The following is a 24,733-nucleotide window of genomic DNA, read 5'->3' as shown; positions in this document are numbered from 1 at the left end:
TAAAAATAGAATTTTAAAATGAATTAAAAAATTTTAATAACTTTGATGAAAAGTTGTCAAAATGCCAATCACGATAAAACATTTAGAAGCTAATATCAAAACACTTCCAGAAGATTTATATGAAGAAGTGAATGACTTTGTAGATTTTTTGAAAACCAAATATGAAAATAAAGATTCAAAAGATTGGTCAGAAAATTTAACTGAATCTCAAAAAGAATCAATTAAGAAAGGTCTTAAAGATATTGAAAATGGAAAAACTTATTCTCACGAAGAAGCAAAACAAAGAATCAAAAATTATCTTTTGGAAAAATCAAAATGATGGAAGTTGTTTGGTCGGATGAGGTTTTAAGAAATTATTTCAAGATTTTGGATTATCTCTTTGATAATTGGTCATCCAGTGAAATCGAAAATTTCGAAAATAATTTTGATAATTTAATTACTAGAATAACGGACAATACTGAAATTTGTCCAAAGTCAAAAATTTTGAACTTTAGAAAATGTCTGATTGATAAAAATAATTCGTTAGTTTATCAAGAAATTAATGGAAAAATATTTCTAATTTCTTTGATTGATAATAGAAGTTCTCATCAATATTAAATAAAAAACCGCAAAAGAAATATCTTCTGCGGTTTTTTTATCTTCCAGCTTCGGTCTTCCGACTTCTAGCCTCCTATAAATTCTCCAAAATAAAATTCGTCATTTTCTCATAAAGCTGAGGTCTGGTTTGTCCACCAAAAATACCGTGGTTCTTGTCCGGATAAGCCATAAAATCAAATTGCTTTTTATTCTGAATCAAAGCCTCGGAAAACTCCATTGAGTTCTGGAAATGCACGTTGTCATCCGCTGTTCCGTGAATTAATAAGAATTTACCTTTCAACAGTTTTGCAAAAGTCGTTGGTGAATTTTGGTCATAACCTTCAGGGTTTTCCTGTGGTGTTTGCAGAAATTTTTCTGTGTAAACGCTGTCATAATATCTCCAGTTTGTCACCGGCGCAACAGCAATTCCCAATTTGAAAACATCTGCACCTTTTGTCATCGCCAATGAACTCATATAGCCACCAAAACTCCATCCGAAGATTCCGATTCTTGATTTGTCGATATAAGATTGATTTCCAAACCACTGTGCGGAAGAGATTTGGTCTTCGATTTCATATTTCCCAAGCTGTTTGTAAATTACTTTTTTGAATTTCGAACCTTTGAAACCAGTTCCTCGTCCGTCCACGCAAGCTACAACGTAACCTTTTTGGGCCAACATTTCGAACCAGATTGCGTTTCCGCCATCCCAAGAGTTCGAAACCTGCTGAGAACCTGGGCCAGAATATTGGAACATAAATAATGGATATTTTTTGTTCGGGTCAAAGTTTTTTGGTTTGATGATCCAAGCATTCAGTTGATCGCCCGCAGAATTTGGAATGGTGATGAATTCTTTCGTAACAAAACTGTCTTTCTGAAGTTTAGAAAGCAATTCATTGTTGTTTTGAAGTTCTTTGATTTCCTTTCCGGAAGCATCTTTCAAGACATATTTATAAGGTGTTCCAGCTGTAGAATTTGTATTGATAAAATAATTAAAAGTCTTGCTGAAACTTGCCGAGTTATTCCCTTCAGGATAAGAAATCAACGTAGTTTTTCCGGAATTGATATTCAGTTTGGTAACTACTTTGTTCAAGCTTCCTTTTTCTGTCGTTTGGATGTAAGCTTCCTTGGTTTTTGGATTGTAACCATAGTAATCTGTGATTTCCCAATTTCCTTTTGCGACTTGTTTTTTTAGTTTTCCAGATTTATCGTACCAATACAATTGTCTGTAACCATCGCGCTCGGAAGCCCAAAGGAAAGAATTGTCATCCAAGAATTCCAAAGTCAGATTGTCGGTTTCTATCCAGGCGTTGTCGGTTTCTGAGAACAATTTGGTTAAGTTTCCGGATTTTGTATCCACTTTAATTAAATCGACTTTGCTGTGATGTCTGTTGCTTGTTGCGATGACAATTTCGTTTGCGTCATTGGTTTGCCAGATTTGAGGAATGTAATGATTCTCAAATCCTGCAATATTTAACGCAGTTGTTTTTCCTGAATTTAATTGATAAAGATTAGCAGAAACAGTTGAGTTGGTTTCACCTGCTTTTGGATATTTGTATCGCATTTCGGTTGGATAGAGCGATTTTCCGTAGATTGGGATATAAATTTCCGGAACTTTCGATTCGTCAAATTTCACGAAAACGATTGCGTCTCCAGCTTTGTTCCATTGATAATAATCTGCGTGACCAAATTCCTCTTCATAAACCCAATCTCCAAGGCCGTTGATGATAGAATTTTTCTTTCCATCATTTGTAATTTGCGTGATTTTTCCAGAAGTCAAATCCTGATAGAACAAATTATTATCAACGATGAAAGCGACTTTGCTTCCGTCCGGAGAGAATTTTGGTTCTTGGATATAGTTGCCGTTATTAAGAGGAGTTACTTTATTTGATTTCAAATCCTTGACATCAAATTTTCCCAAAAATGAATGTCTGTAAATCGACTCACTTTCTTTTTGCAACAAGGTTTTGGATTCGTCGGCAGAGAAAATATACGATTCGAATTTTCCATCTACGATATTTCCGGATTTCTGAGACGTTTTGTAATTGTATTTTGCAATGCCGTCTTTCTCGATGGTAGCGTAGTTTTCGCCGTCATTCAGAGATGCAATTCCTGCGATTCCTTTTCCGCGGTAATAGCCGGAATAGATTTTATCGAGTGTAATTTCTTGAGCATAAGTGTTTTGTGAGAAAACTGCTGTCATCATAACAACAGAAAATAAGACTTTCTTCATTTTTAATATTTTAATGACGTAAATATAATAAAGATATATTGTTTTGAACCTAATTATTGAAACGTGGAATTGCTAATGCGTGAGGGATAGTAGTGGAAATCCTTTTTTGCGGGGGGAATTGGTGTGGGAAAAAGATTGTAGCGGATAGCCCGACCCGAGCGGTGGCATTAGTGCTGGCGAGGGGCACGCCCAAATACTGATAACTGTCAACTGAAAACTTTCGCCCAAATTCCTTATCTTTGCGCCATTATTTTTCTCACTTAAAACGTTTATAGCATGCAACTGTACAACACCTTAAGCGCAGAAGAAAGAGCCAGACTTATTGATGAAGCTGGTAAGGAACGCCTTACATTGTCTTTCTATGCGTATGCCAAAATTGAAAACCCAAAGAAATTTCGTGACGATTTATTTATAGCCTGGAACGCCCTGGATGCGCTCGGCCGTATCTATGTGGCGCACGAAGGAATCAACGCTCAGATGAGTGTTCCGGCGGATCAATTTGAGACTTTCCGTGAAACTTTGGAAGCTTACGATTTTATGAAAGGCATTCGTCTGAATGTGGCAGTGGAGCAGGATAATCACTCGTTTTTGAAGCTGACTATTAAGGTCCGACATAAGATCGTTGCGGATGGTTTGAATGATGAGACTTTTGATGTGACGAATAAAGGAATCCATTTGAAAGCTCAGGAATTCAATGATCTGCTGGCAAATCCGGATACGATTGTGGTAGATTTCAGGAATCATTATGAGAGTGAAGTGGGGCATTTTGAAGGGGCAATTACACCTGATGTTGAGAATTTCCGAGAAAGTTTGCCGATTATCAATGAGCAATTGCAGGATTTCAAGGAAGATAAAAACCTGTTGATGTATTGTACTGGCGGAATCCGTTGTGAGAAGGCGAGTGCGTATTTTAAACATCAGGGTTTCAAAAATGTGTACCAATTGGAAGGCGGAATTATCGAATATGCGCGTCAGGTAAAGGAAGAAGGTGTTGAAAGTAAATTTGTTGGGAAGAATTTTGTGTTTGACCACAGATTGGGCGAAAGAATCACGGATGATATCATTGCGCAATGCCACCAGTGCGGAAAACCTTGTGACAATCACACGAATTGTGCGAATGATGCTTGTCATTTGTTGTTTATTCAATGTGATGATTGTAAGGCGATTATGGAAAATACCTGTTCTTCGGAATGTTTGGAAATAATCCATTTACCAGTGGAAGAGCAGTTGGCGTTGAGAAAAGGACTTCAAGTTGGGAATAAAGTGTTCCGAAAAGGTAAATCTGAAGCTTTGAAGTTTAAAAATTCCGGTGATTTGATAGATAAACCTTTGGCCAAGGCAAAAGATATTCGTCAGAAGATAAAAATGAAGAAAAGCTTGATTGGAAAGGCAGAACATTATTATACCAAGTCCCAGATTGCTCAGTTTTTACTTTCAAATGAACTTTCTGTTGGTGACAAAGTTTTGATTTCCGGACCAACAACTGGAGAGCAAGAGATTGTTATTAATGAAATAGTTGTTGACGGAAATTCGGTTCAAACTGCAAAAGCTGCAGACCAAATTACTTTTGAACTTCCTTTTAGAGTTAGATTATCTGATAAATTGTATAAAATCATATAAAATAAAGATGAATTTAAGTCTCACAAAAAACGAACTTAGAACACTTTACAAAGCAAAAAGAATGGCCTTATCGCAAGATGAGGTCAATTTTTTGTCCAAAAAACTGCTGGAAAATTTTATTTTACAATTTAATCCTATTGAAAATCAAAATGTTAATATTTTTTTATCGATTGAAAAGTTTAACGAAGTTAATACTCAGATTTTCATCGATTATTTTTTTGACAGTAGAATGAGAGTTTTTGTTCCGAAAATTCAAGGTGAAAAAATCATCTCTGTTGAGATTTTTCCCGATTCTAAATTTGAAATCAATAGTTGGGGAATCATAGAACCTATTTCAAATATTGCTTCAAACGTAGAGCTGGACTATGTTTTAACGCCTTTGCTATATTGTGATAAATTTGGGGATAGAGTAGGATATGGAAAAGGTTTCTATGACCAATTCTTTAATGCGTATTCAAATATTAAAAATAAAATAGGACTTAATTTCTTTCCTCCCAATGAAATTATCGCTGATGTGTATGAAAGAGATGTTCAATTGGACGGTCTGATTACACCAATTGAAATTTTAAAATTTTGATTAAGTAGTTGATAATCAATATTATTTATTTGTAAACTATTTTTACAAGCTTATTACAAGCTATTTTTTAATGATTTTTGTCAGACGGTGCTAATTTTGTCTTGTAATTATAACTCGATAATTAATTAAGACAACAATAATATAATAATAATTAATTTAAATTTTAAGAACATGAAAAAGTCATTATTCGTAGCTGCTATCGCTGCTATCTCTCTTGTAGCTTGTAAAAAAACTGATAAAGTAGAATCTGCTGCTGTTGATTCTGTTGACGCTACTGCTGATTCTGCTATCACTGCAATTGATTCTACAAAAACTGCTGTAGTTGATTCTGTAAAAGCTACTGCTGATTCTGCTAAAGCTGAAGTAAAAGCTGACGAGAAAGCTGTTAAAGAAGAAATCAAAAAATAATTAAATCCCAGATTTAATTAAAACAAAACCCGCTAATTAGCGGGTTTTGTTATTTTTATACTGTCTGTTTCTTGTTTATAGAAATTATTGAAGTAGAATTTGAACTCTTTCTGGAATTTCACCGGCGAGGCTTTCAGCATGTATTGCGCTTTCCGGTTGACTGTCGTGATGTAAGTTCTTTTCTTGTCGTAATATTCGACATCGAAGTTTGCAAAATCGAGGGTGTCTTTATCAACAACGGATTTTGTAGTCTTTAGATTATTCACTTTTGCGAATCTCACTTTCAAACTATCCATTTCTTTTAGCAAAGGTTTCAAGTTATTGGAATCTTTGGTCATAAAGTGCGCCTGCATTTGCGTGTAGATCACAGAATCTATCTCTGTATCCTTGTTTCCGGATGTATAGAGTGTTGATAGGTCTAATAGATCTTGAACTTTTTGAGTTGTTATAAGATTGATCGCCTGTAAACTATCCAAACTTGACTTGGTGTAAGTCACCCTGTTGTTGGCGTTTCTTATGGTTTCCAGAGAGTTGTCCTCGCCTTCGTACTTCTTGTTGCAGGAGATAAATCCTGAGATGATCATTGATAGAAATAAGGTCCACCAATAAAATTTATTTTGATTTTTCATCTTCTGTGATTTTGAATTTGATCATGACGATTTTTCCATTTTCCATTTGAGAGTCGATCACTTCTAGGTTCTCAAGAGAAGTCGTAGGAAGTGTAACCAGCGAGATGTATTTTTGTTTGTCCAAAGTTTCTATGCCATAGATATCACTATCGACCACCTGATAGATCAAGGCTTTGTCACTGATCAGGCGATTCAGTTGATATGTCTTTTTCTTGAAATCTTTAATTGATTTTGAATAATAAAAAAGCTGAATTGCATAATCGTTCGGCTTCAATTCTATGTTTTCTGATTCTGGCGCATTTGTAAGGTCTCTTGTTACTACATCTGTCTTGTAAAAAGGTGAAGAGATCACCATCTTTAGTTTTTTGCTTTTTGTCTCGTAGACGAAAGGTGAGTTCGGTTTTACTTTGAAAAGAATGGGTGATTCATTGTCACGGATGATCTTTACGTCCAATTCACCTTTGATAGATGAGTTTCTGTCTGCATCTGTAAAGGCGTAAGTGTATTTTTTATAAAAAAGATTATCATAAAAAACCAAAATAAGGACAATAGCAAAAAGGAATACGGAAATTCCCAACCATAGATATCGCTTTAGGAAATTAGGTTTACTTTCATTATTGCTGAAGTTGATATTTTGATTGATATCATAAGAAGTTTGATTGTCAACTGGTATTTCCGGTTTTGAGATTGGCATTGCTTCTTGGTTATCAGTAGCAATTGCTTCATTGATAACCGGAACGTTGGTGGTCTCTATGAATTTTTTTTGTTCGGCAATCGGATTTTTCTTTCTGAATTCTGACCAAGAATTGAAACCCACATACACAGAAAGGATATTGAGCATATCAATTCTTGGTATCTTTTCGTGTGCATTGTTCTTGAAATAGGTATAAAAAGTTTTTTCGCTGATATTTCCTTTAGCTTTTTGTCTCAGATCTTCCTGGAAATAAATGATATCAATACCTTTCCATTTGGAAATATCATCAAAAGACGGGGAATGTGATTCAAGATATTTATCCTGAACGGCTTTTTTTAAGTTTTGGAAATATAAAAATTCTATATCGGTCAAAATTCTATTTATGCTTAATTTGTTGATTTACAGTTATCTTAATTTGTAAATCTTGTTTTACAAATATATTACAATTAATATTCAAAAACAAAATTTATTTATCGATGTAATTTTGTCCCGTTCAAAAGAGAACATCTATTAACTAACAATTTAAATTTTATTATTATGAAAAAGTCATTATTCGTAGCTGCTATTGCTGCTTTCGCTCTTGTAGCTTGTAAAAAAACTGAAAACGTAGAAACTACTTCTGCTGATTCTGCTAACGTTGATTCAACTGCTGTTGCAACTCTTGACTCTGCTGCTGCTAAAGTTGATTCTGCTGCTGTAAAAGTTGATTCCGCTGCTGCTAAAGTTGATTCTGCTGCTGCTAAAGTAAAATAATCTTAAACTTTTAAGATATATGAAACCGTTTCTTTCGAGAAGCGGTTTTTTTATTTCTCTAATTTCTGTCTAAGGATTTCATAACAGGTAATCGCTGCAGCATTACTCAAATTCAATGAGTCGATGGTTCCTGCCATTGGGACGAGAACGTTTTCTCCTTTTTGTTTCCAGAAGTCGCTCAAACCGGAATGTTCTGTTCCGAATAAAACGGCCGATTTGCTTTTCAAATTCTTTTCCTGAATATGTCTTGCGTCCTCACTCATAAAAGTAGTGAAGATTTGATACTCATTGATTTTCAGGAATTCCAAAGTTTCATCGTTTGAAGCTTGGAAAATATTCATTCCGAAAAGGCAGCCAACGCTGGAGCGAATCACATTTGGATTGTAAAAATCTGTTTTTGGGTCGGTCACAATTAAAGCATTGATTCCGAATGCTTCGCAACTTCTCAAAATGGCGCCAAGATTTCCCGGTTTTTCTACACTTTCCAAAATGATAATTGCAGAATCCTTTTTGGGTTTGAAATCTTCTAAAGTTCTTGATTCCAATTTGTAAATTCCGATAATTCCTTCTGTTGTTCCGCGATAAGCGATTTTCTCGTACAATTTTTCTGAAACGTAATGGATTTTTGTCGTTGGCAATTTCCCTTTGAAGATATTTTCGCAGATATAATATTCTTCGGGTAGATTCCCAAATTCCAAAGCGCGTTCGTTTTCCTGCTGACCTTCCACGATGAAAACGCCTGCTTTTCTTCTTTCCTGATTTTTGGTGAGAAGTCTGGTCAGTCTTTTGATTTTTTCGTTTTGAAGGCTTTCTATCAGCATTTTTGGAAATTTTTCACAAATGTACAATGTATAATGTACAATGTAAAATGTCCGTCGTAAAAAGTTGAATGTTCAATCGAGGCGAAGCGCGTAAGGGATTTACTTCGTACAGTTCGGCTAAAGCCTCGGGTGTAGTGGAAAGCCCGGAGCGAGGCAACGAGTGAGGACTTGTAACGGAAAGCCCGACCCGAGCGCTGGCCTTTGCGCTGGCTAGGGTCACGCCCAAATTTGTTGTAATAAGAAGATAAAAATTTCTATATCTTTGTTTTATGATTTTACGAGGAGAAAATTTAATCAAGGAATACGGACCGAAAAAGGTGGTGAAAGGCGTGTCATTGGAAGTTCAGCAAGGCGAAATCGTCGGACTTTTGGGGCCAAATGGTGCAGGAAAGACAACGTCGTTTTATATGATTGTTGGATTGGTAAAACCCACTTTAGGCAATGTTTTTCTTGATAAACAAAATATTACGCAGGACGCGATGTACAAGCGTGCGCAAAATGGAATTGGTTATTTGGCGCAGGAAGCATCGGTTTTCCGGAAGTTGTCTGTGGAAGATAATATTCTTGGCGTTTTGCAACTGACGAAGCTTTCCAAAAAAGAACAGCAGAAAAAATGCGACGAACTGATTGAGGAATTCCACCTAGAACACGTGCGTAAAAACCGTGGCGATTTGCTTTCCGGAGGTGAAAGACGCCGTACGGAAATCGCGCGATGCTTGGCGACAAGTCCGAATTTTATCCTTTTGGATGAGCCGTTCGCGGGTGTTGACCCGATTGCGGTGGAGGATATTCAGAAAATCGTCAGGTCTCTGGTGGAGAAAAATATCGGGATTTTGATTACCGACCACAACGTTCAGCAGACTTTGGCGATTACCAACAAAACGTACATTATGTTCGAAGGGAAAATTCTGAAAGAGGGAATTCCTGAAGATCTGGCGAACGATCCGGATGTTAGGAAAGCTTATCTTGGGGAGAATTTTAGGTTTGAGAAGATATAGTTCTAACGCAAAGGCAGAAGATTTCTAAAAATATTACTTAAAGTCGCAAAGGAAAACTTTGCGACTTTCTTTTTTCTATGATTAATTTTTTTTGCGCCTTTGCGATAATTTTAAAATTCCTCCTGACAAACTACTGTCACAACCTCGCTGTACATTTGTATCAAATAAAACAAACTAATATGAATGCAACAGCCACAGTCCTCAACTCACAACAACTTTTAATCTATTGGCAAGGCCACAGAAATCTAACCAGAAGAGTAATAGAAGCTTTTCCTGAGAAAGATTTATTCGAATTTTCAATCGGTGGAATGAGACCATTTTCCAAATTGACACTTGAACTTTTGGCAATCGCCGGACCAGCTTTGAAAGCCATTGTTGACGGTTCGGAAAATACTTTCGACGAAGAAGCTTTCCAACCAACTACAAAAGTTGAAATCCTTTCAAAATGGGACGAACAGACGGAAGTCATCAATGAATATTTTAGTCAGATTTCGGAAGAACGTTTTCAGGAAACTTTCAATTTGTTTGGACAATATGAATTTCCTATTTATCAGAATATTCTTTATTTCGTTGATAATGAGATTCATCACCGTGGTCAATCTTACGTTTACCTGAGAGCTTTGGGAATCGAGCCTCCATTTTTCTGGGAAAGAGAAAGATAAAAAAGCAAAGCGCTTTCAGGATTTTCTGAAAGCTCTTTTTATATTAATGAAACCACAAAAGTCACAAAAGAAAACTCTAAAGCTTTTGTGACTTTTGTGGTTTAAAGATTACAAAGTTTAATTAGGTAAAATATTACTGAAGAATTTCACAATGTTTTCCTTGAGTTTTGCAAAAGTTTCCGACGTTCCGAATTCCTTGTTATCATAACCAATCGGGAAGCCTTTTTCCACGTATTCATTATTTTTACTCAATGTCAGCGGTTGGAAATCCTGATTCACTTCGCCCAATTCATCGGTATGAATGTCCAGATATTTCACTGTTGAATTCTTTGAAAAATCAAATTTTGTCAAATCGATTTTCTTAATTTCTTTCTTTAAATCTGAACGGAAAAATAAGTTCATATTCTTAGCATCAATCACGGTTTGCCATTCGCCGGCGTGCACAGAATTCAGAATATTCCAGGCGTAATCTACTGGTTTTCCGTCGTATTTGTAATTTTGAAGCATATAATAAGCTCGGTTGTAGCGGTCGTCCCAATTTCCACTTTTATCATAATCGAACTTCTCATTTCCGCCCAGAAAATCAAATTTCTTAGCCTTGTCAAAATCTTTTTTATATTGGTTGTTGCACAAAAGTGGCATCGGCATTTCTTTGTCAGTCAGCACTTTGTATTTTCCATCTAGCAAAGCAATCGTTGTTGCATTTCCTTTCGCATCAGTCAGGAAAAAATGACTTCCTGCGGCATTTGGCCACCAATCGATGTTCGGACCTTTGTTCAGATTGTCAACGACTTCTTTTACGGTTTTATAATTATCCAATTGATACTGAATCCATTGCGCCCAAAATAGATTCGGTTGTTTTGGATTTACAACTTTCGAAGTTTCCTCAAGGTAAAGTTCCACCAGGAAAAGTCCTTTTTCATTCACGCCATAACAAGGGAAATCATAGCCTAAAAGATTGAACGTCACCGAACCATATTTCGATGTCCATTGTTTTTTGGAATTCAAATTGTCGGTGGTCAGATTTTCCCAGCTGATATTTCTTTTCAAAACATCACGTTTGTTTACCACAATCATTCCGGGCATCGTTTTCCAGTTTTCATTGAATCCAACCACGCAATGGTCTTTTCCCCGCAACAGAAATGCTGAACACGCGGAAAGTGCCGTAGAATAAGCGATTGTCATCAATAGAAAACTTCTTATAAGTAAAGACTTCATATTTTTTAATTTAATTTTTTTGAAATGTTTTGGATTAAGTCAGCCATTGTATCCTTGAGATATTCCGGTTCGATAATCTCCGCATAATCCGCAAAGGTAATCAACCAGCGCGGAAAACCTTCATCAATCCAGCTTGTTTCAAAGGTGATGAGCATTCCGTTTTCCGTTTCTTCATCGGCAATCCAACCATTATATTTCATCGAGTGCATAATATGAGGCATTATTTTCTTCTCGACCAAAATTTTGACCTGTACTTTTTCTGTATTTGATTTTTGCTTGTAATCTCCGACTTTTCCATATTCCTGATGAAAAGGATTTTCGGTTTTAATGATTTTCAAAATCCTGTCAACCCGGAATTGTCGGTAATCTTTTCGCATCGTACAAAACGCCATTACATACCAATAATTGAACTCATAAAAAATCCCAACCGCTTCAATAATCCTTTCCGAAGCTTCGGTTTTTGCACTTTCATAATTGATTTTCAGTTGCGTTTTCTCAGAAATGCTTTCCAGAATTGTCGGAATAATATTTTTAATCGAATCCGTTTTTTCCGGCTGATAAGAATAGATATTGATTTGATTTTCAATATCGGTCACCAGATTTTTCTCTGAACTTCGAAGGACGGATTTTACTTTTTCCATTGCCGAATTGTAATGAGAACCGAGACTTTCGTGGGAATAATTCTGCATTAGTTTTTCTGCGGTAATGAAACTCAAAACTTCCTCTTTGTTAAACATCACAGGCGGAAGTTTGTAACCATCGACCAACGAATAGCCGGAACCAGCTTCCCCAAAAATCGGAATACCGGCATTTTCCAAAGTTTTAATATCTCTATAAATTGTTCGTACACTCACTTCAAATTTATCCGCCAAATCCTGCGCACGCACAATCGGCTTGCTTTGCAACTGCATAAGAATCGAAGTGACGCGGTCTATTTTTTTAATGTAATGGTCTTCATTCATCTTTATAAGTTTTCACCAATCTATCAAGATTCAGACTTCTTGCAGACGCATCGAAGATTTCTCGGTAAGTCCCGTCTTTTTCATAGAGTTCCTCGTGTGTTCCGTTTTCCACCACTGCGCCTTTTTTCATCACATAAATCATATCCGAATCCAAAATCTGCGATAACGAATGTGAAATAATCACGACGGTTCTTCCTTGTTTTATTGCGTCAAGAGAATTTTTAGTCTGTTCCGTGGCGATGGCGTCCAGACTGGCAGTTGGTTCGTCAAGAAAAATAATGGGTGGATTTTTCAGGAACAATCTGGCGATGGCAATTCTCTGTTGCTGACCGCCGGAAAGTTGCGTGGCGTCGTGGTTGTAAGCTTCCGGCAAATCCATAATCTGCTCGTGGAGATAGGCTTTTGTTGCTGCTTCTTTGATCTGGTCCAAAGTGGCTTCCAGATTTCCGTAACGGATATTATCCTCAATACTTCCTTTGAAAATGTGATTTTTTTGAAGCACCAAACCAAGGTCATCACGCAGAAAATCATTATCAAAATCATTCAGATTGTTGCCATCCAAAAGGATTTCGCCGGAATCTGGTTCGTAGAATTTACAAAGCAAATTGATAATCGTAGATTTTCCAGCGCCACTTAAACCAACCAAAGCGGTCGTTTTTCCGTTTTCGATTTTAAGGGACACATTGTGAAGCGCTTTCATCCCGTTTGGATAAGTGAAATCCACATTTTTGATTTCGAAATTTCCTTTGATTGGGATATTGTTGATGGTTCCGCTTGGTTCGGTTTCTTCGTCGGCATTCAGGATTTCAAAATAACCTTCGGCGTAAATAAAAGCGTCATTCATATCATCATAAATTCTGTGAAGCTGACGAATAGGCGCAGAAACATTGTTGAACAACATAATGTGAAGCGTAATCGCACCAATCGTCATTTGCTGATCAAGAACCAAATAAACCGTTAAAAGGATAATCAAAACGACACCGAATTGCTCAATAAAAGTCTTCAAACCGTCATAAATAAAACTGGTTCGTCTCGTGTAAAGTTGGCTTTCCATCAGCTTCATCTGAAGATTGTATTGCTTGCTTCCTTCAAATTTTTCACGGACAAAACTTTTGATAACCATTATGGAATTAATCAAATTCAAAAGTCCGGAAGTTTTCTGTTCACGCTGATTTCTGAGCGTTCGTCTGACGTTTCCTAATTTTTTTGCCTGTCTTGAGGTGACATAAAAGTAAATCGGAATCACAAAAGTTGAAACCAAACCAACATAAATGTTCTGCATATACATCACAACCAATGCAATGAAGGCTGTTGAAAAAAGCGGAAGAATATCGATGAAAAAGTTCTGAACGAGTTTCGTCAAACTTTCAATTCCTCGGTCGATGCGGATTTGAAGTTTTCCAGATTCGTGGTTTTCGTCGTTGTAATAGGCGATTCGGTACGTCAGGATTTTGTTGATGGCTTCTTGTGCGAGTTCGGAACTGACATTAATTCTAATCTTTTCGCCATAAAATTTCTGCCCAAACTGAATGAAAATATTCGCCAATTCTTTTCCTAAAAGTATGATTGAAATGAGCGTCAGAACGTGAATTCCTTCTTTCATTGGATTCGGAAGTTGAGTCAGTTTTGTCACTTCGTCCACAGTATATTTCAAAACCAAAGGATTGACCTGAGCGAATAATGCGCCGATGAAAGTCAAAGCTAAAGTCACGAAAATCATCATTCGGTAAGGCTTGATGAAGCGCCGCAACTGCTGATAAATATGAATGAGATTGGTGGTTTTTTGAAATGGCTTTTTTATTACAGCAATTTAAGAAAAATATAAAAACGACATAAAAATTAACCATTCAGTTTTAGATTAATTAACCACAAAAGGCACAAAAGAATTGTAGAGAAAGAATAAGATAATCTTTCAAACACTTTTCTTTTTTGCGCTTTTGAATTACTAATAAGAGCTACTGCTTTTATGACTTTTGTGGTTCAAAAATCTGCGCGTTCAAAAATAAAAACCTTAATTTTAAACTTTCATAAAAACAGAAAATGAAAATATACACAAAAACCGGCGACAAAGGCGAAACCGGACTTTACGGTGGAAGCAGAGTCTCCAAAGCCAGCGCACGAGTAGAATCTTATGGCAACATCGATGAACTGAATGCCAACATTGGCGTTGCAAAATCTCATATAAACGATGAAGAAGTGATTTCTCAACTCAAAAAAATCCAGTTTGACCTTTTTACAGTTGGTTCGGAAGCTTCAACGCCGATTGATAAATTGTTTTTGGCGAATGGAAAAGCCAGATTACCACTCGTGATTTCTGACAAAGAAATCGAAGAATTGGAAACTTGGATGGATGCGATGGAAGAGAAAGTGGAACCTTTGCAATATTTCATTTTGCCAGGCGGTGGGAAAGCAGCAACTTTTCTTCACGTCGCAAGAACGGTTTGCAGAAGAGCAGAACGCAGTTTGGTTTTCCTAAATCAATCGGAAGAAGTGCGAGCGGAATTAATCAAATATCTAAATCGTTTGTCGGATTATCTATTCGTTTTGGCAAGATATGTTTCTAAGTTAAATAATGAGTCGGAGGAATATTGGAATCCTAATGATAGAAGTTAGATTTGAAAATTTTCATTAATGAAAAAGGCCTTACTTTTCATCAACGGCGAACCACCAAAAGAATTTCCAAATCTGTCAGATTATGAGTTGATTGCTTGTACTGACGGTGCTTTTCATTATTTAAGAGAATTGAATTTTCCATTAGAAAAATTGGATTTTATTTCCGGCGATTTTGATTCTCATTCAAATGACGAAGAAATTCTTCAATCCAAAGTTCACGGTTTTGAAATTATCGAAACGCCCGACCAAAATAAAACTGATTTCCACAAAGCTTTGGAATTAATTTTTGAAAAAGGCTTTGAAAATATTGATGTTTACGGCGCAAGTGGAGGAGAACAAGACCATTTTTTAGGAAACTTGAGCGTCGCTTTTTTCTTTAAAGATAACTTGAAACTCAGATTTTTTGATAATTATTCGTCCTATTATTTTATTCCAAAAGAATTCGCAATTTCTGATGTGAAGGACAAGATGATTTCATTAATGCCATTTCCAATTGCTAAAAATATTGAAACTATAGGATTGAAATGGCCTTTACATAAAGAAGATCTGATGTTGGGAGAAAGAATTGGAACTCGGAATATTGCAGAGAATCAGGAAGTTTCTGTTAAATACAAAGAAGGAGATTTGCTTATTTTTGTTGGGAAGTAATCAATAAAACCGGCTGCTTATTTTTCCTCCCTATCAGCAATCCAATCGTATAACCTTATTTTTTTATTTTACCTATTTCTATATGGCAATTACTCCCATAGTGACTAATTTTGACAGAAATATACGGCTTTCCGAACCTAATTTTACGGTTTGATTTGCTTTAGGTCTTAATTCATTGTCAATTGTGAGCTGTTTGTATTCTGTACCGAGTTGGTTCATACAAACAGTGTATACTTTATCCGGCAAATAAATTCCCATAATTAATTGTTTTTTGATAAATTAATGATTCTATATCCTTGATTATAGGTTTCTTTTTGATTTGAAAAAGGTTTTACTAATAATAGAAATTCAGCACTGAATGAAAAAATAGCTGAAAAACAGGTTTTTATTTTCTCATTAAAGAAGTGAGGCCAAATGGCACTGTAATTATAACTGCTACTACAATTCCTGATTTTATATTTGCCTATTGTCTAAACCTTTGAATTTATATTCTTTCATCAAATATTTTTTAAATAAATGCCTTGGTTTTCAAAATGAATCGCTTTTTTGATTTTATTATCAAAATTATTTTTCAGAAAAGGAGAAATAAATTCTACAAATCCGTCTATTATTCGCAAATCCTCTTTTGTTGAAAATGGAGTTAAAAAACTTGTGCCCACTTTAATTTTAATATTTTGCTCTTTGGCAAAAAAAGATAAATGAGGAGACACAGGAAAAAAATTCTTTTGGAAATACGTAACACAGAATCTAACTGGAAATATTCGTAATAGAACAGCAGCAGACCAAACCACACGACTATGAGTGATAAGCCTGCGATGAGTCCTATGGACAATTCTGTTTTAGAATCAACACCATAAAATTCAAATTTACTCTTTTTCATATTTTTCATCTTTTGATGGAACTAGTAATTCTACCATCTACTACTAATTTCGTTTTAAAATCTATTGTTCTATGAATCCTAATATCCACTTTATAATCGGAAAATTGATGAACTTTTATTTGTTGTTTTTTTTAATTGCCAGTAAAATAAATAAAGGAATTCCAATTACCAATCCAATAACATAGCCCATTTTTTTAATAGAAATTTAATTGAGGATTTATTTTCTAAACATTTCTTTAAATTCTTCTTTTGGCATAAAGTGTTTGAGATATTGCTCTACAAATATTTTATTCAATTCTTCTGAAACGTGAAATTGGCTAATATCAGAGTCCCATTTTGCATTTAAAATATCTATTGGAAAAACAGGAACCGGATTTTCTTTGGTGCCATATTTTGGGTTATTGAGTTGGTCTTGATTGATGCGAACGGAGATTTTATCGCCTTCTTCATTACGTCGAAGTACAAGTGACCTCATTACAGAAGTGTTATCTAGAAAATTAATTATTAACATAACAAAATGTTTATTATTTTTTTTATCAAAAAAAGGATATTTATCTAGAAATCCCGATGGTCTCCCACGCCGACTTAAACCTTTAATATATTGTTCGGAATTTTCTTGTACATTTTGCGGAAGAATTATGGTATCAACATTTGAGTTTTTTATATAATTCAATACTTCTGTTTCACTTGGAGCATTCCCTCGAAAGAAGAAAAAATTAGCAACCAAAATAAATAGTGGAATCCCAATAACCAAACCGATAACGTAACCCATATTTTTCATATTCATTTTATCTTTCCGTTGCTATTACACCTATATTGTTTTTAGAATCTGCAATCTCAGAATTTGAAAGCATTTTTATTGAATCTCTATACAAATTATCTTTATACTGATTCACAGCCTGTTCCAGTACAAAACCTGCAACAGCACCGCCAAGACCAATTCCTATGTTTTTAAGACCTGAAGGATCAAAATCCTTAAAAGCACTTGCTTCCATCTCTGCAGCCAATTCTCTGCTCCAGGCTCTGGAAGCGTCGCCTGCAGCTCTTGCTTGCGCTGCTTCGGTAGAAAACTGCGTAATGTTTCTTTGTACCCCCTGATTGTGGGCAGTGAGCTTTCTGATGTCATTTATTTCCTGGCCACCATCTATTAATAAGCCTGATCCGGTTTCTATACCAGATTCCTTTGTTTCTTTAGCCAGATCAAATCTTTCGCTCTCTCCATCCTCAAACAAAATATCAAAACCTATTGCCAAGCTCACACCAAGTCCGTTTGCTCCACCAGTAAGTCCCCCAATAATACCCACTCCCAATTTGCTAAGACCTTGTGCCAGAATCTCTTTTCGGTTGTTATTGCTTATAAATTCAGCGGCTTGTTGTGCGATCACAGGATCTACAATTAAAGTTACTACACCTCCTTGTGGACAATTCATAATGGAGGAGTTCAACAGCGCATTTTGTCCTTGAAATTTTACAGAATCGTGAAATCTCTCCCATTGTGTTGATAAAGTAACATCGCAATCGTGGACTTCTTTGTAAATGCCTATTCCAATTGCTACTACAGCACCTGTGGCTGCTACGGCCACACCGGCGGTAGTTACAGTTGCAGCAAGTGCTATCAAAGCTGGAGCTGCCAAACCACCCGTTGCAACGGTAAGCAAAATAGCACCGCCAATTGCTAAACCAGCACACAATAATGCTAAACCGCACCATTTTTTTGCCGCCATTTTGCATTTGAAGGATTCACTAATTTTTCGATCCTTAATATTCAAAAAATATTGGGCTTTATTGGTATGTACAATATTGGTATTAGTTCTGGAAACACCAACTTTTAGAGGTTCGGGAACCTGCATATTGGTACAAACTACATTGGTACCCTGTATGATATAAGAATTTGCCATTATTCGATTTTTCTAAAGTTATAACTCACAAGTAGCTGGATATTGTTTTTTATCTCTTCAATGATAGTTACTTCGCCCTCCTCTGGTACATTCAAATTTTCGTCATAAACAACTCTTTCCCTCAAACTGGCATTATACTCGGAAAATTTGTACTGTAGAATTGGTTTGTACCTCTCATCATACATATCAGCAAATTTTGCAGATTTTCTTAGTGTATCATTTATTGAGCTTACCTTTCTTATTAATATTTTATCTTCACTTTCCCGAAGTAAGTTTTGATTTATTTTCAATTCAATTTTTTCTCCAATAAACAATTGAGAATAAAAATTTCGGGTAAAAGCATCCATTTTATCTTTCGCATTAACAAGATATTTGTTAAAAAAAATATCGAAAAACATTTTGGTTTCCAAATCCTCAAGTAGCGTTTTTTCGTTCACAATCTGTTGCTCTGCAGTTTGAATGAATTTTTTAATACCATCACTCCCTTTGGGATTTCTTATGAAAGCGTATTTGTTTTCTAGCTTTTTTTTGTGTTCACACCATTTATTAATAATTTCTTCGTGATTGACTATTTTTTCGATGTTTCCAGTAAGGGAATTTACTTTCAGTACAATTCCGTCGCATTTAACCCAATCAAGTTCAGAAACTAGTTCTATCGCTTCTTGATACTGATTAGGATTTGTTTCAATAATCTGATCTGTGATAGAAATTGTAAAAAAAATATTTTCATCTTCTGTTTGCTTTTTTACAAGAAATTCTCTTTTTGTTTTTGCAGTATTTGTAGGAATTCCGTTTAGTTTGGTAACAATTGTTTGCTCACACTGGCATAAGAAACATCTGAATTTTTACTTCTGTTTTTCAAACCTTTCTTCGAATTCTTCTTTAGACATTACATATTTCAAATGGCAATACACGCTGTTTTCGTATTGCTGTTGGGTAATGTCGTAGTTTTCGTAAACCGTTTCTCCATTTTTTCCAGTGTGCCAAAGACGGATTGGCTTTTCGTCGCCAATAACACGAAATACGGGAATTGGGTGTTCCTTTGTTCCCATTTTTGGATTTTGTAGGTCGTCTTTGTTGACGGTTACAATAAATCCTAACTTTTTAATATGATTGTCAAATGCATAATAAAAGTTGTCTCCGATATTTGCCATCCGAAATGAGAAATATTTTTTATATTCTGTAGAGAAAAAAGTATTTACATCAATATGAATAATTCCATCTCTACCTTTTGATAGAAAAGCGGTGTACCTTTCATAACCTCTTATTATTTTATCATTTTCATTCAAATGAATTCTTATATTTTTCATGTTATTTAAATACTGATCAATATTTTTATCAGCATCATTTCCTTGAAAAAATAATTTGTTGATACCAATTATTAATAGTGGTAGAAGAACTAATCCTGCCAAAATATATCCTATGGCATATGGTATCCCTAAATTTTTCATACATCTGTTGCTATGATTCCAATATTATTATTATTTTCATCTAATTCATCGGAATCTCTTATTTCATCTCTTGAACCTTTATGCATTCTATCCTCAAAAGAGTTCGACCATTGATCTATTCCAAAGTTTACCACCCCTGCGGCAAGGCCTATTCCTAACCCTTTTAGCAAACCTTTCCATGGCGTTTTAAAAGAGTTACTTGCTATTTGCTGCGCAATTCTGGCATTTAAAGCACCTGCAGCATCTCCTGCGGCTTCTCTAGTTGCTGCTTGCTGCCCAAACTCTATCACCTCTCTTTGAACAGCTTGGTTGTTTGCGGTCACTTCGGTCACTTCTTCATAAAAATCCCCCGGTAGACCCAAGGCTGCATCTCTGCCTTCGTCTTTAGCAGCGTCACCTGCTTGTGTCCAAAAAGGATCTCTTCCTTGGTTTTTAGATCGCTGTTCTTGTTCCTTGTTCTCTGCATCTGCATAAGAATAAACTGCTAAAGGAGAAGCGACAGCTAATGCAGCAGGAGATGCAGAAGTAGCACCCGTAATAACCCCCATCACAAATTGGCTTGTCATGTGTGCAGCAACCTCGTTTTCGTTATTATTTATTAATATCTCTGCTGCATTTTGTGCAATTACAGGATCAATAATTATAGTTACTTTTCCTCCTTTATTGCAACTAATAAAAGATCTGTTCAGAACTGCTTTTTGCCCCTCGATTTTCACTGTGTCATGCAATAGTTGCCACTGTGAATCTTTTGTTGCATCGCAGTCATGAGCCATTTTATATAAGCCCACAACGCCTGCAACAAGGCTTGTGCCTGCAGTGGCGCCAGCGGCAATAAGAAAAACAGCCGCCGCTCCGCCCGTAAGAACTGTTGCTGCAACTGCGGCTACAATCAAAGCACCTATCGCTATTCCTACACACAAAGCTTGAAGTCCTCCCCAAAATTTTGATGCGTTTTTGCAATTGAACGATTCGTCTATTTTTTTATCTAATTCGTTTAGTAATGGGGCATTGCCACCTTTGTATAAAACGTGAGATTTTCTACCCTCAATGAGCCCGATTTTGTTTGGACCTTTCTGCATTAATGTACAAATGACACTAGTTCCTTCAGGTATATACGATTCTGCCATCGTTATTCTATTTTTCGTAATTTATAATCTATTAATACCTGCACATTGTTTTTTACTTCCTCAATGATTGTAATGTCTGAACTTTCAATCCAATTTTCATCAGTATTTATTATGCATCTTTCTCTTACACTAAAATTGTATTCCGAGAATCTGTACTTTACAATTGGTTTAAATTTATTATCATATTGTTTTTCCAAAAATTCATTATCCAAATCAGATTTTGAGAATGAGCTTACTTTTCGTATTGCAACATCAGACGGACTTTCTGATAATATATTTTGTGTGAAATTTAGTTTTACAGCATAACCATCAAATAGTTGAGAGTAAAAAGTCCGAGAGTAGTCATCTAAAAAATTGTCATTTACTAGATATTTGTCAAAAAATACGTCAAAAAATAGTTTTGAATATAAATAATTGATAAGATTTTCCTCACTTACAATTTGTAAGTCTGTAATGTTTAAAAAATTTTTGAAATCTTGTTTAGAATTGGAGTCTCTCATAAAAGTGAAATCATTTTCATACTGATTCTTCTTGTGATGCCACTTTTGGATGATTTCATTATGATTTAAAATGTTGCTTATTTTTCCATTTTGATTTAAATTAACTAAGACATCAGACTTTATCATATCTATTTCGCAAACAAGTTTTAGAGCAAGTTCCAGTTGTTTTTGATAGGCATCAATGATATTTTCTGTTAATTTTATTTTTACAATTTGATTATTTTTTGTTTTCCTTTTTTCGACTACAAATTCTCTTTTTGTATCTGCATGACTATGAATTATGCCATTCAACTTCATTACAACCGTTTGCTCACATCTATATCGCGCTTTTTGCTCAAAGTTGACAGAATCCGAAATGCCTTTTTCTTTTTTTTCTAAAAATAGAGGAACAATCAATTCATCAATATGAATCGGAATTGTGCTTCCAAAAAACTGCTGAGTCAAAGTTGAATTTGCATTATGAAAATCCAATAGCTCATTTACGCTTATTTTATGCTTAGTGGCGATGGATTCTATGGTGTCTTCTTTTTGAATATTGTATTTTGTAAACTCCATATTAATTAATATCTACTTCTGTTGCTTTAATCGTTACATCAGTTCCTCCCGTTATTTTGACACTTCCTTCTCCACTGGAACCTACAGTTGCTAATTTAGTTCCTCCAAGCAAAACATCTTCGCCTATTATAGATATTTTTTTGCCAGAAATTTCAATCGTTCCGTCTGATTTCATTGTCATTGAACTTGTTCCTGTTTCAAACTTTATTTCTTTGTCACAAGTAATGCTTACATTTCCAGCATTGTCCATTTTTAGAACGGCATTGGAGCCGCCGCCTTCCTTACTCCCCACATTAATGGAATGCATGACGCCAACATTTTCCGTTGCATTATTGCTTACCGAAGTAGTTACATCTCCTGTTCCGCTCAAGGTCACGTGATTTCCGTTCCGGTCTTTTATTTCAATACCGTTGATGTCATTAAACTGGATAATATTTCCACTCTTACTACTGATACTTTTGATATTATTTCCGCTTCCGCCGCCTCCTGCAACTTTCCCGTGGAACAATCCGCCCATCACAAAAGGACGATCCGGATGATTGTGGATAAAATCGACCATTACCTGATCGCCAATCTCGGGGATTGCCATAAATCCTCTGTTTTTGCTCACTTTTTCACTGCTCCCAGCGTCCGGCGTCATAACGCGTATAAAATCTGTGGTCTCATGCAATTGCCAGTCAAAACGCACTTGCACTCTGCCCTGATTTTGAGGGTCTGTATTGGAAATTACGGTCGCCATTTGCGTTTCTGCATTTGGATATTCAAATTCTGGACGAGGCAGAAATCCGCTGTCTGCAGCGATGGCTTCAAAAGTTCCCTGGTAATTTCCCTTACCATCTACCTCGTGTTGGGTTTCGGTAATGATCAACTTCGTAAAGTAAGATGTTTGACTGCTGTCTTTCTTTCTCATATTAATTTCTGCTGTACAGCCGGGATAAAGAAAAGGGATTGATGTTTTTCCTGACGTTACAAAAACTTCTGCAACTTTGCTGCCTGCTGCTCCTTTTTGTGAAGCAGCGATATCCATAGAAGTTGATGATCTTATGGGTGCTATGCGGAGTGATGGTGTGGTAAAGGTTTTTTCTGCAATCTGTTGCGCTCGGTTTGCAATATCCGAAACATGTTTTACAGTAGATTTGCCTGTGGTCAATTTTTCGTTTTTACTGCTGTTGTAGCCATAAAATGTAGGATTGACATGCGTTGCTTTCATTTTTAATTTTACATCTGAGATGTTGCTTTTATAGATCAAACGAAGCGGATCTTCTGGTGGCGGTAATGTTCCGAAATGCAACACTTCACCATCATAAAAGAACTGTTCGCCGTATGCCTCCGCCATTCTAGCAAGATAATTGTAATGCGTTTCATTGTATTGAGATGAGTAGCTGATGTTTTTCACATAACCGCAATCGATACGGAAGTCATAATTGTTGTTGAGCGCTTCTTTTATAACGGCATCGGCAATCGTGTTCAGGCTTACGGAAGATGAACCTCCAAAGCTTTGCGTGTGTGGTGCGGCATCCAAAAGAATCGTAGGACTGTATCCGGAAAGTACAATGATTCCTAAATTTCCTTCTTCCTGTTCGTATTCCACACTCAGGATGACTCCAACAAATGTTCTTTCGGGTCCATCAGGCACACCTTTATAACTGAAAACGACTGTGAGTCTCTTCCCAAGAAAATTTTGAGCTTCATTCAGTTCATGATTTTCCGATTTTTCTAAAGCATCGTGTGGCAGTTTGAGCTCAAAAGAATGGTGTTTGCAAGCACTTTGATTCAGAGAAAAATGATTGTAATGATTGATGACTGTTCCCTCGACAATAATTTTGAGTCCTACAACTCGGTTGATTCCAAAAATTTGATTCACGTCTATTGCATTGGAATTGTAGATCTTTGACGTTGGTTGCTTTTTCCAAAGCTTATCATTTTGCATTGAGCCATCTTCCTGGTCAGCTGTTGTCCACGATTGGCTTGCGGTATTGAGGTTTTTTGAATCTCGAAACATCACTTCTGTTTTTGTGATTTAGACAAGTAACTTGCGAATGTTGGCTTTGCTCTGTAAGTAAGGAACAATTTTTATGCAAATTTTGCAATTCCGAACCTGATTTTAAGAAAAAATCCTGACGCAATTACTTTTCAGTACATTCATCAGGATTTAGTATTAATTGCAGTTTTTTTTAGAATAGTAAAAATCTAAGGGACTATTTTGCTCCCGGCCAGATTCCGTCGTAAGCAGAATTACCGTACTCGATTTTCTCTGCACTCACGATAAAACTGATAAACATATTATCCTCATTCAGAGCATCATAATCTACTTCGTGCTGTATCACATAGCCATTTTCCCATTTCAATGTAGTCAATGTTCCTTCTTCGTGAGATTTGTTAAATGTTACCTCACCACTGGTTGGTTTGTATTTACCATTCAGTAAACTTTCCAAAATACCAGAATCTTCTGTAGCTTCCACAGTAATTTTGATTAATGCATTAGAAGGATCGGATGCCACTCGACCTGAGACATCTGTGTTTCTTGATACGCCGTAATTCAGTTTAAGAATTTTTTGTTCGGATCCACCATTGAATTTTAGGATCGCTCGTGAATTGTTTGCCATGATTTCTAAATTTTAAATATTAATAATGAATTTATTTCCTGATTTTAATATACCAAAGATAGAACCGGAAACTTATTTTTTCGGTCGTAGAATTACTACAATTCTTGCCAAATCAGAAGCATAGCATTCAACAATAATAGCTTAATGTATTTCAAAATACCTATTTTATTTAAATATCTGAACAAACTTCAGTGGTTGTATTTTTACTATAATGTAAATTTTCACGCAATTTTTCATAAAGTTTTTTGTCATCATTTTTTATACATTTATTAACGTAGAAATTCAGTTTATTTCATCATTTTTGCAT

26 protein-coding genes are annotated in these 24,733 nt (G+C 35.7%); 10 read left to right on the top strand and 16 right to left on the bottom strand.

Translation table 11 applies throughout. The features are described from left to right. Positions 1–61: 61 nt before the first annotated feature. Together AXA65_RS16460 and AXA65_RS16455 are read left to right on the top strand one after the other, a co-directional pair. The gene (locus AXA65_RS16460; RefSeq protein ID WP_063971151.1) at positions 62–319 is read left to right on the top strand and encodes a DUF2281 domain-containing protein; all 258 of its coding nucleotides are present in this window, start codon (positions 62–64) and stop codon (positions 317–319) included. After that, on the top strand, positions 316–597 hold the full coding sequence (locus tag AXA65_RS16455; RefSeq protein ID WP_063971150.1) for a type II toxin-antitoxin system RelE/ParE family toxin: 282 nt from the start codon (positions 316–318) through the stop codon (positions 595–597). The genes AXA65_RS16460 and AXA65_RS16455 overlap by 4 nt, the downstream gene beginning before the upstream one ends. Before the next feature lie 73 nt (positions 598–670). Here the strand turns inward: AXA65_RS16455 and AXA65_RS16450 are convergent, their stop codons facing one another. Beyond that, positions 671–2,806, bottom strand: a complete 2,136-nt coding sequence (locus AXA65_RS16450; protein WP_063971149.1) for a S9 family peptidase — start codon at positions 2,804–2,806, stop codon at positions 671–673. Positions 2,807–3,082: 276 nt separating this feature from the next. Between AXA65_RS16450 and AXA65_RS16445 the strand changes: the two genes are divergently transcribed. The 3 genes from AXA65_RS16445 (at position 3,083) to AXA65_RS16435 (ending at position 5,411) form a co-directional block, all read left to right on the top strand. Beyond that, the gene (locus tag AXA65_RS16445) at positions 3,083–4,426 is read left to right on the top strand and encodes a rhodanese-related sulfurtransferase (protein ID WP_063971148.1); all 1,344 of its coding nucleotides are present in this window, start codon (positions 3,083–3,085) and stop codon (positions 4,424–4,426) included. Continuing rightward, a complete protein-coding gene (locus tag AXA65_RS16440; RefSeq protein WP_317040364.1) occupies positions 4,374–5,003 on the top strand; it encodes a 5-formyltetrahydrofolate cyclo-ligase in 630 nt (209 codons plus the stop codon). The genes AXA65_RS16445 and AXA65_RS16440 overlap by 53 nt, the downstream gene beginning before the upstream one ends. 171 nt (positions 5,004–5,174) lie before the next feature. Further along, positions 5,175–5,411 carry a hypothetical protein gene (locus tag AXA65_RS16435; protein WP_063971146.1) on the top strand — a complete coding sequence of 79 codons (237 nt, stop codon included), beginning with the start codon at positions 5,175–5,177 and terminating at the stop codon, positions 5,409–5,411. A 32-nt stretch (positions 5,412–5,443) separates the two neighbouring features. Here AXA65_RS16435 and AXA65_RS16430 read toward each other — a convergent pair whose 3' ends face one another. Both AXA65_RS16430 and AXA65_RS16425 read right to left on the bottom strand, forming a co-directional pair. Continuing rightward, positions 5,444–6,040: a hypothetical protein gene (locus tag AXA65_RS16430; RefSeq protein ID WP_228391697.1), complete on the bottom strand. Its 597-nt coding sequence runs from the start codon at positions 6,038–6,040 to the stop codon at positions 5,444–5,446. Beyond that, positions 6,024–7,106: a hypothetical protein gene (locus AXA65_RS16425; RefSeq protein ID WP_063971145.1), complete on the bottom strand. Its 1,083-nt coding sequence runs from the start codon at positions 7,104–7,106 to the stop codon at positions 6,024–6,026. The genes AXA65_RS16430 and AXA65_RS16425 overlap by 17 nt, the downstream gene beginning before the upstream one ends. Positions 7,107–7,271: 165 nt before the next feature. Between AXA65_RS16425 and AXA65_RS16420 the strand changes: the two genes are divergently transcribed. Beyond that, the gene (locus tag AXA65_RS16420) at positions 7,272–7,487 is read left to right on the top strand and encodes a hypothetical protein (RefSeq protein WP_063971144.1); all 216 of its coding nucleotides are present in this window, start codon (positions 7,272–7,274) and stop codon (positions 7,485–7,487) included. Between the two features lie 50 nt (positions 7,488–7,537). On the opposite strand, the gene AXA65_RS16415 is transcribed toward AXA65_RS16420, so the two are convergent. Continuing rightward, a complete protein-coding gene (locus AXA65_RS16415) occupies positions 7,538–8,308 on the bottom strand; it encodes a TrmH family RNA methyltransferase (protein WP_063971143.1) in 771 nt (256 codons plus the stop codon). Between the two features lie 269 nt (positions 8,309–8,577). On the opposite strand from AXA65_RS16415, the gene lptB reads away from it, so the two are divergent. Together lptB and AXA65_RS16405 are read left to right on the top strand one after the other, a co-directional pair. Further along, entirely contained in the window at positions 8,578–9,306 is a 729-nt protein-coding gene (lptB, locus tag AXA65_RS16410) for an LPS export ABC transporter ATP-binding protein (protein WP_063971142.1), read from the top strand. A 179-nt stretch (positions 9,307–9,485) separates the two neighbouring features. Then, positions 9,486–9,968, top strand: coding sequence for a DinB family protein (locus tag AXA65_RS16405; protein ID WP_063971141.1), 483 nt, complete (start codon positions 9,486–9,488; stop codon positions 9,966–9,968). Between the two features lie 117 nt (positions 9,969–10,085). Here AXA65_RS16405 and AXA65_RS16400 read toward each other — a convergent pair whose 3' ends face one another. Genes AXA65_RS16400 through AXA65_RS16390 form a run of 3 tightly spaced genes read right to left on the bottom strand, consistent with a single transcriptional unit; the run spans position 10,086 to position 13,868 of the window. Further along, positions 10,086–11,186, bottom strand: coding sequence for a linear amide C-N hydrolase (locus AXA65_RS16400; protein WP_086048239.1), 1,101 nt, complete (start codon positions 11,184–11,186; stop codon positions 10,086–10,088). Positions 11,187–11,191: 5 nt separating this feature from the next. Continuing rightward, positions 11,192–12,148: a helix-turn-helix transcriptional regulator gene (locus AXA65_RS16395; protein ID WP_063971139.1), complete on the bottom strand. Its 957-nt coding sequence runs from the start codon at positions 12,146–12,148 to the stop codon at positions 11,192–11,194. Next, positions 12,141–13,868, bottom strand: coding sequence for an ABC transporter ATP-binding protein (locus AXA65_RS16390; protein WP_063971243.1), 1,728 nt, complete (start codon positions 13,866–13,868; stop codon positions 12,141–12,143). The genes AXA65_RS16395 and AXA65_RS16390 overlap by 8 nt, the downstream gene beginning before the upstream one ends. Positions 13,869–14,188: 320 nt before the next feature. Between AXA65_RS16390 and AXA65_RS16385 the strand changes: the two genes are divergently transcribed. After that, positions 14,189–14,761, top strand: a complete 573-nt coding sequence (locus tag AXA65_RS16385) for a cob(I)yrinic acid a,c-diamide adenosyltransferase (protein ID WP_063971138.1) — start codon at positions 14,189–14,191, stop codon at positions 14,759–14,761. Between the two features lie 18 nt (positions 14,762–14,779). Beyond that, positions 14,780–15,409 carry a thiamine diphosphokinase gene (locus tag AXA65_RS16380; RefSeq protein WP_063971137.1) on the top strand — a complete coding sequence of 210 codons (630 nt, stop codon included), beginning with the start codon at positions 14,780–14,782 and terminating at the stop codon, positions 15,407–15,409. Positions 15,410–15,906: 497 nt separating this feature from the next. On the opposite strand, the gene AXA65_RS16375 is transcribed toward AXA65_RS16380, so the two are convergent. The 9 genes from AXA65_RS16375 to tssD all read right to left on the bottom strand — a co-directional run bounded on the left by AXA65_RS16375 (position 15,907) and on the right by tssD (position 24,426). Further along, the gene (locus AXA65_RS16375) at positions 15,907–16,119 is read right to left on the bottom strand and encodes a hypothetical protein (protein WP_063971136.1); all 213 of its coding nucleotides are present in this window, start codon (positions 16,117–16,119) and stop codon (positions 15,907–15,909) included. Positions 16,120–16,506: 387 nt separating this feature from the next. Then, a complete protein-coding gene (locus tag AXA65_RS16370) occupies positions 16,507–17,061 on the bottom strand; it encodes a hypothetical protein (protein ID WP_131797841.1) in 555 nt (184 codons plus the stop codon). 16 nt (positions 17,062–17,077) lie between these two features. Then, positions 17,078–18,187, bottom strand: a complete 1,110-nt coding sequence (locus AXA65_RS16365; RefSeq protein WP_063971134.1) for a PAAR-like protein — start codon at positions 18,185–18,187, stop codon at positions 17,078–17,080. Further along, positions 18,187–18,624 (bottom strand): hypothetical protein, encoded by a 438-nt coding sequence (locus tag AXA65_RS16360; protein WP_063971133.1) that lies wholly within the window; start codon positions 18,622–18,624, stop codon positions 18,187–18,189. Before AXA65_RS16360 ends, AXA65_RS16365 begins: the two co-directional genes overlap by 1 nt. A gap of 408 nt (positions 18,625–19,032) precedes the next feature. Continuing rightward, the gene (locus tag AXA65_RS16355) at positions 19,033–19,497 is read right to left on the bottom strand and encodes a hypothetical protein (protein WP_131797840.1); all 465 of its coding nucleotides are present in this window, start codon (positions 19,495–19,497) and stop codon (positions 19,033–19,035) included. 137 nt (positions 19,498–19,634) lie between these two features. Next, positions 19,635–20,765 carry a PAAR-like protein gene (locus AXA65_RS16350; RefSeq protein ID WP_086048238.1) on the bottom strand — a complete coding sequence of 377 codons (1,131 nt, stop codon included), beginning with the start codon at positions 20,763–20,765 and terminating at the stop codon, positions 19,635–19,637. A gap of 2 nt (positions 20,766–20,767) precedes the next feature. Beyond that, positions 20,768–21,820 (bottom strand): LysM peptidoglycan-binding domain-containing protein, encoded by a 1,053-nt coding sequence (locus AXA65_RS16345; RefSeq protein WP_063971130.1) that lies wholly within the window; start codon positions 21,818–21,820, stop codon positions 20,768–20,770. Position 21,821: 1 nt separating this feature from the next. After that, a complete protein-coding gene (locus AXA65_RS16340) occupies positions 21,822–23,822 on the bottom strand; it encodes a type VI secretion system Vgr family protein (protein WP_371131446.1) in 2,001 nt (666 codons plus the stop codon). A gap of 196 nt (positions 23,823–24,018) precedes the next feature. Then, positions 24,019–24,426, bottom strand: coding sequence for a type VI secretion system tube protein TssD (gene tssD / locus AXA65_RS16335; protein WP_034976471.1), 408 nt, complete (start codon positions 24,424–24,426; stop codon positions 24,019–24,021). Between the last annotated feature and the right edge of the window lie 307 nt (positions 24,427–24,733).

The organism is Chryseobacterium sp. FP211-J200 (assembly GCF_001643375.1).
In the GTDB taxonomy this organism is placed as follows: Bacteria; Bacteroidota; Bacteroidia; order Flavobacteriales; family Weeksellaceae; genus Epilithonimonas; species Epilithonimonas ginsengisoli.
The sequence above is the reverse complement of the archived record's forward strand: the minus strand, read 5'-3'. Positions and strand labels throughout refer to the sequence as shown.

Excerpts from the sequence above, each read along its gene's own strand:
- AXA65_RS16385 (WP_063971138.1), top strand. The coding sequence starts at position 14,189 with ATGAAAATATACACAAAAACCGGCGACAAAGGCGAAACCGGACTTTAC.
- AXA65_RS16420 (WP_063971144.1), top strand. The coding sequence starts at position 7,272 with ATGAAAAAGTCATTATTCGTAGCTGCTATTGCTGCTTTCGCTCTTGTA.
- AXA65_RS16340 (WP_371131446.1), bottom strand. The coding sequence starts at position 23,822 with ATGTTTCGAGATTCAAAAAACCTCAATACCGCAAGCCAATCGTGGACA.
- tssD (WP_034976471.1), bottom strand. The coding sequence starts at position 24,426 with ATGGCAAACAATTCACGAGCGATCCTAAAATTCAATGGTGGATCCGAA.
- AXA65_RS16445 (WP_063971148.1), top strand. The coding sequence starts at position 3,083 with ATGCAACTGTACAACACCTTAAGCGCAGAAGAAAGAGCCAGACTTATT.
- AXA65_RS16395 (WP_063971139.1), bottom strand. The coding sequence starts at position 12,148 with ATGAATGAAGACCATTACATTAAAAAAATAGACCGCGTCACTTCGATT.
- AXA65_RS16400 (WP_086048239.1), bottom strand. The coding sequence starts at position 11,186 with ATGAAGTCTTTACTTATAAGAAGTTTTCTATTGATGACAATCGCTTAT.
- AXA65_RS16405 (WP_063971141.1), top strand. The coding sequence starts at position 9,486 with ATGAATGCAACAGCCACAGTCCTCAACTCACAACAACTTTTAATCTAT.
- AXA65_RS16450 (WP_063971149.1), bottom strand. The coding sequence starts at position 2,806 with ATGAAGAAAGTCTTATTTTCTGTTGTTATGATGACAGCAGTTTTCTCA.
- AXA65_RS16390 (WP_063971243.1), bottom strand. The coding sequence starts at position 13,868 with ATGATTTTCGTGACTTTAGCTTTGACTTTCATCGGCGCATTATTCGCT.
- lptB (WP_063971142.1), top strand. The coding sequence starts at position 8,578 with ATGATTTTACGAGGAGAAAATTTAATCAAGGAATACGGACCGAAAAAG.
- AXA65_RS16415 (WP_063971143.1), bottom strand. The coding sequence starts at position 8,308 with ATGCTGATAGAAAGCCTTCAAAACGAAAAAATCAAAAGACTGACCAGA.
- AXA65_RS16370 (WP_131797841.1), bottom strand. The coding sequence starts at position 17,061 with ATGGGTTACGTTATCGGTTTGGTTATTGGGATTCCACTATTTATTTTG.
- AXA65_RS16365 (WP_063971134.1), bottom strand. The coding sequence starts at position 18,187 with ATGGCAAATTCTTATATCATACAGGGTACCAATGTAGTTTGTACCAAT.
- AXA65_RS16460 (WP_063971151.1), top strand. The coding sequence starts at position 62 with ATGCCAATCACGATAAAACATTTAGAAGCTAATATCAAAACACTTCCA.
- AXA65_RS16430 (WP_228391697.1), bottom strand. The coding sequence starts at position 6,040 with ATGAAAAATCAAAATAAATTTTATTGGTGGACCTTATTTCTATCAATG.
- AXA65_RS16345 (WP_063971130.1), bottom strand. The coding sequence starts at position 21,820 with ATGGAGTTTACAAAATACAATATTCAAAAAGAAGACACCATAGAATCC.
- AXA65_RS16455 (WP_063971150.1), top strand. The coding sequence starts at position 316 with ATGATGGAAGTTGTTTGGTCGGATGAGGTTTTAAGAAATTATTTCAAG.
- AXA65_RS16355 (WP_131797840.1), bottom strand. The coding sequence starts at position 19,497 with ATGAAAAATATAAGAATTCATTTGAATGAAAATGATAAAATAATAAGA.
- AXA65_RS16350 (WP_086048238.1), bottom strand. The coding sequence starts at position 20,765 with ATGGCAGAATCGTATATACCTGAAGGAACTAGTGTCATTTGTACATTA.
- AXA65_RS16435 (WP_063971146.1), top strand. The coding sequence starts at position 5,175 with ATGAAAAAGTCATTATTCGTAGCTGCTATCGCTGCTATCTCTCTTGTA.
- AXA65_RS16380 (WP_063971137.1), top strand. The coding sequence starts at position 14,780 with ATGAAAAAGGCCTTACTTTTCATCAACGGCGAACCACCAAAAGAATTT.